This is a genomic window from Jejubacter calystegiae, assembly GCF_005671395.1.
Taxonomy (GTDB): Bacteria; Pseudomonadota; Gammaproteobacteria; order Enterobacterales; family Enterobacteriaceae; genus Jejubacter; species Jejubacter calystegiae.
This window is the reverse complement of sequence record NZ_CP040428.1, coordinates 4,975,436-4,987,823: the sequence shown is the minus strand read 5'-3', so window position 1 is coordinate 4,987,823 and position 12,388 is coordinate 4,975,436. Positions and strand designations below refer to the sequence as shown.

The 12,388-nt window shown below is 56.7% G+C and carries 13 protein-coding genes; 5 read left to right on the top strand and 8 right to left on the bottom strand.

Going from position 1 to position 12,388, the window contains the following annotated elements; translation table 11 throughout:
* Positions 1-9 precede the first annotated feature (9 nt).
* Together bamB and der are read left to right on the top strand one after the other, a co-directional pair.
* On the top strand, positions 10-1,191 hold the full coding sequence (gene bamB / locus FEM41_RS23410) for an outer membrane protein assembly factor BamB (protein WP_138098889.1): 1,182 nt from the start codon (positions 10-12) through the stop codon (positions 1,189-1,191).
* A 113-nt stretch (positions 1,192-1,304) separates the two neighbouring features.
* Positions 1,305-2,771: a ribosome biogenesis GTPase Der gene (gene der / locus FEM41_RS23405; RefSeq protein ID WP_138098888.1), complete on the top strand. Its 1,467-nt coding sequence runs from the start codon at positions 1,305-1,307 to the stop codon at positions 2,769-2,771.
* Between the two features lie 270 nt (positions 2,772-3,041).
* Here der and FEM41_RS23400 read toward each other — a convergent pair whose 3' ends face one another.
* Entirely contained in the window at positions 3,042-3,140 is a 99-nt protein-coding gene (locus FEM41_RS23400; RefSeq protein WP_138098887.1) for a YoaK family small membrane protein, read from the bottom strand.
* A gap of 561 nt (positions 3,141-3,701) precedes the next feature.
* Here FEM41_RS23400 and FEM41_RS23395 point away from each other — a divergent pair.
* Positions 3,702-4,160, top strand: coding sequence for a hypothetical protein (locus FEM41_RS23395; RefSeq protein ID WP_138098886.1), 459 nt, complete (start codon positions 3,702-3,704; stop codon positions 4,158-4,160).
* Between the two features lie 51 nt (positions 4,161-4,211).
* Here FEM41_RS23395 and FEM41_RS23390 read toward each other — a convergent pair whose 3' ends face one another.
* From FEM41_RS23390 to FEM41_RS23370, 5 genes are all read right to left on the bottom strand, one after another.
* Positions 4,212-4,886 carry an oligogalacturonate-specific porin KdgM family protein gene (locus FEM41_RS23390; protein ID WP_138098885.1) on the bottom strand — a complete coding sequence of 225 codons (675 nt, stop codon included), beginning with the start codon at positions 4,884-4,886 and terminating at the stop codon, positions 4,212-4,214.
* A gap of 83 nt (positions 4,887-4,969) precedes the next feature.
* Entirely contained in the window at positions 4,970-6,244 is a 1,275-nt protein-coding gene (locus tag FEM41_RS23385; protein ID WP_138098884.1) for a histidine-type phosphatase, read from the bottom strand.
* A 34-nt stretch (positions 6,245-6,278) separates the two neighbouring features.
* Positions 6,279-7,625, bottom strand: a complete 1,347-nt coding sequence (locus tag FEM41_RS23380) for an MFS transporter (RefSeq protein WP_138098883.1) — start codon at positions 7,623-7,625, stop codon at positions 6,279-6,281.
* A gap of 296 nt (positions 7,626-7,921) precedes the next feature.
* The gene (locus FEM41_RS23375; protein ID WP_241666667.1) at positions 7,922-8,731 is read right to left on the bottom strand and encodes an inositol monophosphatase family protein; all 810 of its coding nucleotides are present in this window, start codon (positions 8,729-8,731) and stop codon (positions 7,922-7,924) included.
* Positions 8,732-8,901: 170 nt separating this feature from the next.
* Positions 8,902-9,873 carry a LacI family DNA-binding transcriptional regulator gene (locus FEM41_RS23370; RefSeq protein ID WP_138098881.1) on the bottom strand — a complete coding sequence of 324 codons (972 nt, stop codon included), beginning with the start codon at positions 9,871-9,873 and terminating at the stop codon, positions 8,902-8,904.
* 176 nt (positions 9,874-10,049) lie between these two features.
* Here FEM41_RS23370 and FEM41_RS23365 point away from each other — a divergent pair, with 176 nt between their 5' ends.
* Positions 10,050-10,712: an epoxyqueuosine reductase QueH gene (locus FEM41_RS23365; protein ID WP_138098880.1), complete on the top strand. Its 663-nt coding sequence runs from the start codon at positions 10,050-10,052 to the stop codon at positions 10,710-10,712.
* A 30-nt stretch (positions 10,713-10,742) separates the two neighbouring features.
* Positions 10,743-10,970, top strand: a complete 228-nt coding sequence (locus FEM41_RS23360) for a zinc ribbon domain-containing protein (RefSeq protein ID WP_138098879.1) — start codon at positions 10,743-10,745, stop codon at positions 10,968-10,970.
* Here the strand turns inward: FEM41_RS23360 and FEM41_RS23355 are convergent.
* Both FEM41_RS23355 and FEM41_RS23350 read right to left on the bottom strand, forming a co-directional pair.
* The gene (locus tag FEM41_RS23355; RefSeq protein WP_138098878.1) at positions 10,967-11,320 is read right to left on the bottom strand and encodes a protealysin inhibitor emfourin; all 354 of its coding nucleotides are present in this window, start codon (positions 11,318-11,320) and stop codon (positions 10,967-10,969) included. The two genes, FEM41_RS23360 and FEM41_RS23355, sit on opposite strands and share 4 nt — an antisense overlap.
* On the bottom strand, positions 11,320-12,345 hold the full coding sequence (locus FEM41_RS23350; protein WP_138098877.1) for a M4 family metallopeptidase: 1,026 nt from the start codon (positions 12,343-12,345) through the stop codon (positions 11,320-11,322). Before FEM41_RS23350 ends, FEM41_RS23355 begins: the two co-directional genes overlap by 1 nt.
* Positions 12,346-12,388 lie beyond the last annotated feature (43 nt).

Here is a 12,388-nt window from a genome sequence, read left to right as displayed (position 1 = left end):
AGGGACCCGATGCAATTGCGTAACTTACTTGTGCCAGGATTGCTGTCTTTGACCCTGCTCAGCGGCTGCTCGCTGTTCAGCAGCGAAGAAGATGTGGTGAAGATGTCTCCGTTGCCGGAAGTGACCAATCAGTTTTCGCCCAGCGAAGCGTGGAGCACTTCCGTCGGTAACGGAATCGGTGACTTCTATTCCAACCTGCATCCGGCTTCCCGGGACGGCGTGGTCTATGCCGCGGATCGCCACGGTATCGTAAAAGCCGTAAACGCCGATGATGGCCGTGAAGTGTGGTCTGTCGACCTGTCTGAAAAAACCGGTTTCTTCTCGCGTAACCGTTCGGCCCTGCTGTCTGGCGGTGTGACCATCGCCGGTACTCATATTTACGTTTCCAGCGAAAAAGCGGTGGTTTATGCCCTGAATGCGGCCGATGGTAGCGTGGCATGGCAGAGCAAAGTCGCCGGTGAAGCGCTATCTCGCCCGGTTGTCAGTGATGGACTGGTGCTGGTCCATACCAGCAACGGCATGCTGCAGGCGCTGAACGAAAGCGACGGAGCATCGCGCTGGACGGTGAACCTGGATATGCCGACTCTGTCGCTGCGCGGTGAATCTGCGCCGGCAACCGCCTATGGCGCGGCCATTGTTGGCGGCGATAACGGTCGCGTCAGCGCCGTGATGCTGGAGCAGGGGCAGATGATCTGGCAGCAGCGTATTTCGCAGGCCACCGGCGCCACCGAAATCGATCGCCTGGGCGATGTGGATACCACGCCGGTTATCGTCAATGGCGTGGTTTACGCGCTGGCTTATAACGGTAACCTGACGGCGCTGGATCTGCGCTCCGGCCAGATTATGTGGAAGCGCGAGTTGGGCTCGGTTAACGACTTCGTCGTTGACGGCAACCGTATTTTCCTGGTGGATCAGAATGACCGCGTACTGTCTCTGACCACTGACGGTGGCGTAACGCTCTGGACTCAGAGCGATCTGCTGCACCGTAACCTGACTACCCCGGTGCTGTTTAACGGCTACCTGGTGGTGGGCGATAGCGAAGGCTATCTGCACTGGATTGATACCACCAGTGGCCTGTTCTCTGCTCAGCAGAAGGTGGACAGCTCTGGTTTCCAGACCGAACCGGTTGTGGACGGCGGTAAGCTGTTTATTCAGGCGAAAGACGGTACGCTCTACGCAATTACCCGCTAATATATTAAGCGTAGCGAGAAGGAAACGGCTCCTGTACACATCAGGGGCCGTTTTATTGTTTACTGAAGCGATGCTAACGGCATCGTGGATTGTCAGTTATGAGGCTTTAGATAATGGTACCTGTGGTCGCGCTGGTCGGGCGCCCGAATGTCGGAAAATCTACCCTGTTCAACCGTTTAACCCGCACCCGAGATGCGCTGGTTGCGGATTTCCCGGGACTGACCCGCGACCGTAAGTATGGTCGTGCGGAGGTAGAAGGGCGCGAGTTTATCTGTATCGACACCGGCGGTATCGACGGCACCGAGGAAGGGGTGGAAACCCATATGGCGGAGCAGTCGCTGCTGGCGATTGAAGAGGCGGATGTCGTGTTGTTTATGGTGGATGCTCGTGCAGGCCTGATGCCGGCAGACGAAGGAATTGCCCGCCATTTGCGTACCCGCCAGAAGCCGACCTTCCTGGTGGCTAATAAGACCGATGGTCTGGATCCCGACCAGGCGGTTGGCGAATTCTATGCGCTGGGTATGGGCGATATCACCCCCATTGCAGCTTCACACGGGCGCGGCGTTACCAGTCTGCTGGAGCGCGTACTGCTGCCGTGGATGGAAGATGTCTCGCCTGAAGAGACTACTGACGACGATGAGTTTCCTCCGTTCGATGAATTTGATGAACAGGCGGAAGAAGAGGAAGAGGCGTTCAATCCCCAGGATCTGCCTATCAAAATGGCTATCGTCGGACGTCCTAATGTCGGTAAGTCCACACTAACCAACCGTATCCTCGGTGAAGAGCGGGTTGTGGTCTTCGATATGCCGGGCACGACCCGCGACAGTATTTACATCCCGATGGAGCGCGACGAACGTGAGTATGTACTCATTGACACCGCCGGGGTGCGTAAGCGCGGTAAAGTGACCGAAACGGTTGAAAAATTCTCGGTCATCAAAACCCTGCAGGCAATTGAAGATGCCAACGTGGTGCTGCTGGTCATTGACGCCCGTGAAGGGATTTCCGATCAGGACCTTTCGCTGCTGGGCTTTATTCTTAACAGCGGTCGCTCGCTGGTGATTGCCGTCAACAAGTGGGATGGCCTGAGCCAGGAAGTGAAAGAGCAGGTGAAAGAGACCCTGGACTATCGGCTGGGCTTTATCGACTTCGCGCGGGTGCACTTTATCTCCGCCCTGCACGGTAGCGGTGTGGGCAATCTGTTTGAATCGGTACACGAAGCCTACGATAGCGCCACGCGCCGCGTGAGCACCGCGATGCTGACCCGTATTATGAATATGGCGGCCGACGATCACCAGCCGCCGCTGGTACGCGGACGTCGCGTGAAGCTGAAGTATGCCCACGCCGGTGGTTACAACCCGCCGATCGTGGTGATTCACGGTAACCAGGTGAAGGATCTGCCGGATTCCTACAAGCGCTACCTGATGAACTACTTCCGCCGCTCCCTGAATGTGATGGGCACGCCTATCCGTATTCAGTTTAAAGAGGGGGATAACCCCTTTGCAGGCAAGCGCAACACCCTGACTCCGACTCAGATGCGTAAGCGTAAGCGCCTGGTTAAGCATATTAAGAAAAGCAAATAGCGAATCGGCGAGATTCACTAAGACGCATCAAAACCATCAGGCCCGCACTGTGCGGGCTTTTTTGTTGGCAGGAAGGAATCATCAGGAACAGGGAAGATTTATTAATAAGTCGTTCCTGTATATGCCAATAGAAACCCGTTTCCTGTCTGCTGGATTGTTTTAGGTTTACCGGTTTGATGTGAAAAATTCAGGAGGGGCACTCAACCTGGCGGGGCCGTTATGAGATTCCAGGTTGTTTCTCATCACCTCAAAATCTGGTTAAGTAGCCCATCACGCTCCCGGGTTTGCGTAGCCCCCCAGGATGAACCACCCCAGAAACACCACAGCAGCAATGAACACTATCACCGGGAAAGCAATGCCTATTCTCATACGTACTCCGTTTTAGCCGAAACCACTTTCCCGATAGTGTACCGAACTAATTTGATGACTACAGGGGTTTTTGGCCCCCCGAACGTTCTCAAGATAATGAGTTTTAAACTGATGCTGTGATCGGTTTCTAAGCCAATAGAACATATTTACCGTGGAGGGACGGTGTTTTATCAGAATGTGATGCCGATATAGTGGTGTTGCGTTAAATAACCGATGAAGAGAGTGGCGAGAAATTTGATGACGTCGTATACGGCATTATTTAACAGGTTTTGAATGATTTGTTTTAGCATAGAATCCCCATTTTGTGTTTCGTGTCTTCAGGGGTGCACATTCATCCTGTTCCTGTGCTTATGGGGCTTTCGTAACGCGGGGTTATGGCCTTTTTATCAGGTGGATAGTGCCTGCCTGGTAGTGTAGTTCCTTACTTCATTCCTTAATTTGTAACAGATATCTCCTAAATCCATACGGGTCGTTATTTACAGGCTATTCTTAACTACACGCCGTGATACCTGTGTCATGATTAACAGGTATGACATCCATACGTCTGTAGATGAGGGAACTATGAAAAAAACAATCGTCGCGCTGTCTGCGCTTTTCCTGGCCGCTCCGGTATTTGCTAACACCATGACACATGCAACCGATGAGACCGTTGCCGAAGCGCATAAAGGCGCTAACTCGGCAAAAGAGGGACTGCACCAGGCACAGAATAAAGGCGAGGAGCTGAAGCTGAAGTCACAGCATGCAGCAGAAGGGAAAAGTGACACCATGGGCAGCAAGGTGAGTGAAAAATCTCAGGAAACCTGGCATAAGACCAAAGAGGGCACCGAAAAGGGCTGGAACAGCACCAAAGAAGGCGCCGAGAAGGGCTGGGATAAAACTAAGGAAGGAACCGGCAAGGCCTGGGATAAGACCAAAGAAGGGTCTGAAAAAGCCTGGGATAAAACCAAAGAAGGCGCGGAGAAAGGCTGGGATAAAACCAAGCAGGGCGCCGAAGATCTGAAGAAGAAAGTGGCCGAATAATCACGCTGATTCAGACTATCAACAGCCCACGCTATGCGTGGGCTGTTGCGTTTATAGCATCCGCCAGACAAATCCCGCTTTCAGCATTGTCTGGCGGTGGGCGCTACTGCTGGATACCGAGGTATTTTTAAACTCGATAAATGGCGCCAGACTGTCGGTTAATCGGTAGCTGATTTGCAGCTTTCCTTCCGCATCTTCCCGGTGACCGCGATACAGCGTCTGGTTGCTTTTCTTATATTTAATGCCGTAGCTCAGTGACACCCTGTCTATTTTATAGCCGTTCATTAACTGCCACATTTGTGTCTGCTTACGTGGTTTACCCGTGGATCTTTTTATTTCATAGCGATACATCAGCGACAGCTTTTGATGCTTTGCATAGCTGTAACTGAACTTTAACTGTGGCTTATATTTACGGGCATTGGTTTTTCTGCTCCAGCCCATTTCCGGGGTCACATCCAGTAATGAAGACAAACGAAATCTCTGCTTCAAATGATATTTTAATTCATCGTGACCTCCGTGACTCCATGCGGCGACCCCCGATTCCCGGGCGGCGCGTTTATATTCCAGACCGGCACCGAAGCCGTTAGAAAAACCATGGCTGATGCCCAGACTTTCTTTATGGATCTTATCGACATCGGCGATCTCATGGTAATACTTCAGTTCCAGCGCGCAGGCGTGATGAGCCGCACCGCACAGGAACAGCAGCAGCGAAATAAGATATTTCATGGTGGATGAGCTCCATGCCGCGCTATTGCGGCGAAGCGGCCCGTAGCGAAAGGGCTCCGCTACGGGCGGTCAGTCAGCAGTGGTTACCACTCAGAGTGCCAGTTGATCTCCGGTAGGGCGTCTGAATCGATAGCCTTATGCATATGATCCAGGCTGGAGGCCAGCGGGCAGAGGGTTCCGACCTCGGTTTTACGGCAGTCCGGGGCCTGGTATTCGGTTTTCAGTAGTGGGTGCTGGCTATCCAGCGGCGTCAGGTTGCGGACCTGATCCAGACTCTGGGACTGGAACAGGATGCGGATATAGCGCTGTCCGCTGTCGTTGTCGCGCCAGCGCTCAAATACCAGGCTACCCGCCGGTGGAATATTGCCTTGAGGGTAGTTGCTCTGCTGCCAGTTAAAGCCCAGCAAAGTGCGCAGAAACGCAACGTTGGTGTCATGGGCCACGATCAGCAACCAGCGCGCTTCGGGCGGACCTTTCGGGTCGCGTTTGCCGGTCTGAAGCGCCAGCGCTATCTGGTTAAGCAACACCGAACCACCGCGTCGGGCCACCAGCGGGATATCATTGGTCAGGCTGTATCTAAGGGTGAGCAGCGGCATCAGGGCTGCGACCTCTCCGGCGTTACGGGCATGCCCAAAGGCGACCTGTTCCGGTGGCAGATTTTCGCTCCAGCCCAGGCGAATGGTCTCTGCCATATTCGACAGTACATTCAGCCCCTGAATCGCGACTTTGCCATTGGCGCTGACCTGCGGCGTCCAGGCCTCATCGAAGGCCGGGCAATTGTCGCCAGCGCAGACGGCCTTCTTCAGCCGTGCGACATCCCCGGCATAGCGCTGTTTCAGTTGTTCGGGAGAGCCCTTCATGGCCTGATCGATAGCGGCTTTCGCCTGCTGTGGATCCAGCGTGACCAGCCCCATTTTCAGCGCGTGGAACAGCGGGTCGCGATCGCCTTTCAGGCCGTGAATCGCGACGCCGCAGCCGGGAAAGGCGCCGTCGGTCAGCGCTCTGGCGGTGGCGCGGGTGCGCTGTAGCGGACTTGCCCAGACGTAAAGATCGCCCGGCGCAGGGCAGCCTGCCGGTAACAGACCGTGCTGACGCCAGCTTTTCGCTTCGGCCTGGCCTTTCAGCAGGGCGGCGGCATAGCCGTGACCGGTCAATTCGCCGTCACTGTTGTACCAGACCGGCCAGCTGCGACCGCTACCGGCCTCCATGGCTTCGCGGTTGCCCGGCGTTGGGGGACGAACCCCGTGGCGGCTGACCTCCACCACTTTTTCCAGGGTCCAGGAGGGGGCGGCCAGCGCACTGCCTGTGGAAATGGCGGCAAGGAAAACCCCCGCCAGTAATTGACGTAATTTACACATATTCTTGTCCTTATAGGTCTGATGTCGGCCTGAATCAGGCGCTGACGGAGTGCCTGAGGCTGTTGCGTCGGATAACAATGGCGGCGGTGATACAGGACATCAGCACAGAGGCCAGCCCGGTCGCCACCCAGAATATCGACAGGGCATGAAAATTGTAGAGCGTTTGCCCCGCCTCGATGACGGACGTTTTACTGATGATAACACCGGTAATAAATTCCCCAACGCCAGCACCAACATAGCTGGCGATGCCGATAGTGCCCAACGCTGCGCCAGCGGCTTTTTTCGAGGAGATATCCACCGCGATAAGTCCGCCCAGAAAGCAGGTGAGGGCGCCAATGGAAGCGCCAAACAGCACCATGGCGAAGATATCGCTGTAATAGTGGCGAGGGAACCACAGGATCAGCGCCAGACCCGCCAGATTCAGCATGCCGATCAGAGCCGCCATAATGCTGCGGTTATTGGAAAAGAAGCGATCGGAGAGGACGCCGGCGATAAGGGTACCGGCAATGCCCGCAATGGCGTTAACCCCAACAATGCCGGATGCCTCCAGGGTCGTGTAGTGCTTGGCCTGCTGCAGGAAGAAGATCCCCCATGAGTTAATGGCGTAGCGATCGACATACATAAAGGCGGAGGCCAGCGCCAGGGTCCAGAGGGCCGGGTTGCGCAGCGAGAATAACTGCTTTTTCAGCACCGAGCCGCTGGCCTGAGTGTCATCCTCTTCCTGAGGTGACATAGCAGGGTAACCGGCGCTCTGGGGGGAATCGCACATTAAAAACAGTATTAACACTATGCCCACCGCGCCCAGCACGGCCGTGGTCAGATAGCCCGCATGCCAGCCGAAACCAGCAATCACGGCGGCGATCACGATATAGGTCATCGCTTCACCAATGTTATGGGCAGTGGACCAGATACCGTAAAATGTTCCGCGCTCCTGATCGCCATACCAGCGCGCCAGCGACACCGCGCAGGGGCCTACGCCCATCGACTGGGCCCAGCCGTTAATGCCCCAGAACAGCGTTAGCAATACGACGTTGGTGGTCACCCCCATCATCAGGTTCATGATGGCGCTCAGCAGCAGGCCGAAGGCCATAAAGCGCACTACATTGGCGTGATCGGCCAGAAAGCCGTTCACCAGCTTGCCGATGGCATAGGTGAAGAACATTGCCGAGCCAATCACGCCAAGGTCGGTGGGGGTCAGCCCCAGATCCACCAGGGCGCTCTTGGCCACGGTGAAGGAGAGGCGACAGACGTAAAACATCACATAGGCGACGGTCATCGCCAGAAAGGTGCGCCAGCGCAGCAGGCGGAATGCCTTTTCGTTAAATCCCCCTCGCGGTCGGACCGCGGGAGACGCTTTAAAAAAAGCCAGGATACCAGACATTGTTCTTACTCCACGGTAGGGATTGAATATCAACGTGGCTATGTGTTCACTGACTGTTCCTGAGGTCATGACTCTGCCTGGCTCCGGTGTTTCGTTACGGGCGCATTTCGCCGCTCCGATACCGCCGGGGCGCGTCAGAGTATTTCAGTTGGGCATACTGCCATGCCTGCCGCAGCCTGACCTGTGCACAAAGATGACTTTCCGCTGTCGCACATTAGCCAACGCCGTCGTTCAGCGGCGGCTTGTTATTGTTCTGGCCGCCGTGTTTTTGCAACCGGAGTCCGGTCGTGAAACTGCTACTTCAGTGGTTGGACGATCATCTCCGCCAGTTGCGGGTAGAGCGCCGGTGTGCTCATTAATACCGGGTTGCCGTGATCCAGACCGCCGTCGTCCAGATAGCGATTGGTGATGCCACCGGCTTCCTGAACCAGTACCAGACCGGGCAGGCTATCCCAGGGATTCATATGGGGTTCGTAGTAGCCAATCAGCCGACCGGCGGCGACCTGGGCCGTCATCAAAGCACCGGAGCCGCTACGGATAAACATGCCGCCAGCGCCGAGTAGATGGCTGATAAAGGGAACGAAATCTTCCGGGGTGACCCGATGCGAGGTGCCCACGCCCATAACGCCTTCTTCCACAGAGTGAGCGCCATGTACGCTGATACGCTCCTGGTTCAGGAAAGCGCCTTGGCCCCGGCAGGCGTGGAACAGCTCCTGATGATTGGGATCGCAGACTACGCCGATAACCGGTTCCCCACGGTACAGTACTGCCAGCGAGACGCACCAGGTGTGCAGCCCGTTCAGAAAGCAGGCGGTGCCATCGATAGGGTCGACCACCCACAGAAACTCCGCCTCACGAGGCTGACCGCCACTCTCCTCGCCCAGAAAGCCGTCCTGCGGGAAGGTCGTTGCCAGAGTATCGCGAATCTGATTTTCCACATCGCGATCCGCCTGGCTTACCACATCCTGCAGATCGCCGCCTTTATGCTCCACGGCAAGCTGCTGACGCTTGCGGTAAAACGTCATCGCCCGCTGTGCTGCGCTGTCCGCTAACTGGCAGGCGAACTGATAACGTCGTTCTATTTCTGTCGATATTTCTGTGGGGATAGCCCGGTTCATACGTCGTTTTCCTTTTGGTTGCACACGTGTGCAATTTCAGGGTTAAAAAAATGCCCGACCGGCACAGGGCAGTATGGGCATATTGCTCATCCGGTTCTGTGATCCTCTCCAAATAAAATAAAAATTCTGTTTTTTTATAAATAAAATAATAATTTCGACTAGCGGCGGGCGATCAACTGTACGGGAACCACCTTTTTTACCGGTGGGCGCTGATCGTCTTCCATACGCTGGATAAGCAGCGACACCGCTTCACCGGCCAGCCGCTCGACATCCTGGCGCAGGGTGGTTAACTGCCGGGCGGCATATCCGGCCTCCGGAATATCGTCAAAGCCGACCAGCGGCAGCGAAGAAAGCGACGGATGCTGACTAAGGGCGTCACGCAGGCCCAGCGCCAGAGTATCGGTGGCGCAGAACACGCCATCGATATCGGAGTATGTTTGTAACTGCGCAACAGCGTTAAAGCCTGCGTGGTAGTCGCTGCCGTTAACGTCAATGCAGGTAGCATTGGTCAGCGCCTGGCAGAACGCGTCCCGACGCTGCCGGGTACTAAAGTTGGCGGGCTGTTCGCCAATAAATGCCGGGCGCTGGCAGCCGCGCTGCTGCAACCAGCGGGCGGCCTGGCGAGCGCCGTCGACGTTATCGCTATAGACCACATCGGTGCCGGGCAGATCGGTATCGCGATTGATAATAACTACCGGGATACTGCGGGCCACGTATTCCTGGGCCAGAGACAGCGGCGGGGCGCCGGAAGTCATGATAATTCCCGCCACGTGATAGCTCATCAGATCCCGCAGGCCGGGCGCCTGCTGGTAGCTGTCTTCGGCGTTGACCAGCAGAGGGATCAGCCCCTGGCGCGCCAGCTGGTGGGTGAGGGGGCCAATCAGCTGGTTGCGAAAGGCGTTACTGAAACCCGCAGTCACCAGCCCGACAAAATTGCTGCGCCCTTTGTTCATGCTACGGGCCAGAATATTGACCTGATAGCCCAGCTCCCGGGCGGCCTTTTCCACCCTGCGGCGGGTTTCGGGCGCGACGGAAGCCCCGGGCGTAAAAGCGCGCGAAACGGCGGAGCGGGAAACGCCGGCCAGTCGGGCCACATCGCTGGCGGTAACCCATTTTTTCTCGGTGCTCATGGCTTCTCCGATGGACGTTAGCTGGCTTCTACTGTACTGGAAGTGGCCTGCGCTATCTATCGTTCAGGTCGGGCATCGCGTTGATTGTTTGCAGATATTAACGGCACGGCTTCGACAGCATAGCAACCAGCGTATACACTTTTCCCCCAGAATTTTATTTGAGTCAGGAATACCCTATGGCCTCGCTGCAAAGACCCGTACTGTCGCTTCCGGATGGCGCCGATAAGCTGCTGCTGCACTCCTGCTGTGCGCCCTGCTCAGGAGAGGTGATGGAGGCGATTCAGGCGTCGGGCATCGACTATACGATCTTTTTCTACAATCCGAATATCCACCCGCAAAAAGAGTACCTGATCCGCAAGCAGGAAAATATCCGCTTTGCGCAGCAGCACGGCGTACCTTTTGTCGACGCTGATTACGATACGGATAACTGGTTTGAGCGGGCAAAAGGGATGGAGTGGGAGCCGGAACGCGGCGTTCGCTGTACCATGTGTTTTGATATGCGCTTCGAACGCACCGCGCTGTACGCCTGGGAGAACGGCTTTCGCGCGATTAGCAGTTCACTTGGCATTTCGCGCTGGAAAAATATGCTGCAAATCAATGATTGCGGGCGTCGCGCCGTGGCGCCTTACGCCGGAATGCATTACTGGGACTATAACTGGCGCAAGCAGGGCGGTGCGGCACGGATGGTGGAAATCAGCAAGCGCGAGCATTTTTATCAGCAGGAGTATTGCGGCTGCGTTTATTCATTACGCGATACCAATCTGCACAGGAAAAATCAGGGGCGACCGCTGATTAAGATCGGCGTTCGTTACTATGGCGATGACAGTGATGCGGAGTAACGCCTGCTCCCGGCAACAGAGGTAAAACGGATGGAAGTACTACATTGCCCTAACTGCGAAGGTTTACTGGTACAAGAGGGCGACCGGGCCCACTGCAACGACTGCGGGCAGGATTTTCAACTGGAGGCGCGCTGCCCCGAATGCCATCAGCCGCTGGAAGTGCTGAAAGCCTGCGGTGCGGTGGACTATTTCTGCCGTAACGGACACGGTTTGATCTCGAAAAAGCGGGTGATCTTTGCCCCTGGCGCCGGGGCTTAGGGATCGCCGCACTCCTCGCCGTGCTCCCACAGATCTTTTAGCGCTGGCGGGGCGTCAGTCTCCGGCACCAACAGGATCACATCCTGATATTGGGTGCTGACGTGGCGGGTCCAGGTTATCTGGATCCGGTAGTAGCGTTGGTCGCCCTGGCCGGGGGAATCCGGGCGACCGGGGGGCATCCCCAGCGGCAGTATCTGGCGTAGAATTTCGCACACCCGGCGGCGGCGCTCTTCGTCCAGCGCGGCCAGCACGATGCGCCGCTGGCCGGAAAGGCGTGGGATCCAGGCGAAGCCGCCCTCGCGGGCCAGCTCCACGATGGCATCGTCGGTCAGTTCGGGGAACGGCGCCATTAGAGTACGCCCACCGTTTTCCACGCCTGCTCAATGGCTCCGGCGACCTCGTCATCAAAACGCTGGCGGGCGTGAGCCAGAGTCAATTGTGCGAAGGTGGCGAAGTCGGCATCCTGCGGCAGTTCGCTGTCGCACAGCGTGTCGTACCAGATCCGTCCGGCGCGCTCCCAGGCGTAACCGCCCAGGGCGCTGGCCGCCAGATAAAAGGCGCGATTGGGGATGCCGGAATTCAGATGGACGCCGCCGTTATCCTCCCGGGTTTTGACAAAATCGTTCATATGGCCCGGCTGGGGATCCTTGCCCAGCAGCGGATCGTCATAGGCGCTTCCGGGGTCGGACATAGAGCGCAACCCCTTGCCGTTAATTCCTGACGCCAGCAGATCGGCGCCAATCAGCCAGTCTGCCTCATCGGCACGCTGGCGCAGGTGATACTGCTTTACCAGACTGCCGAACACGTCCGACAGCGACTCATTCAGGGCTCCGGCCTGTTCAAAGTAGACCAGCGCGGCTTCGTGTTCGGTCACGCCGTGGCTCAGCTCATGGGCCACCACGTCAATAGCGATGGTAAAGCGGTTAAAAATCTCGCCATCGCCGTCGCCAAACACCATCTGCTGACCGTTCCAGAAGGCGTTCTGGTACTCCTGACCGTAATGGACGGTGCCGACCAGCGACATACCCTGATTATCCAGCGAGTCGCGCTGGTACTCGCGCCAGAAGAAGTCGTGGGTAATCCCCAGATAGTCGTAAGCTTCATCTACGGCGCTGTCGCCGCTGGCGGGCTGACCCTCTTTACGGGCCTGCACGCCGGGAAGCTGTTCCTGATTTTGCGCATCGTAGATGTCGCGCAGCAGCGCGCCTTTGGCGCCGGTGGCGGCATGACGCTGTCGGGGATAGCCCTGGGCCATCAGCGTCTGTACATGGGTCAGCGTCTGGCGGGCGCAGCGCTGCTGGAGCGCCGAGCCGTGGGCGATAATTCGGGTCAGAATATAGGGCGGGATAACGCCGGAGTATTGGCTGCGTCTCATTCGGGCCTCCCTGATGTCGATGCCTTCCGCCTGGTGGCTTAAG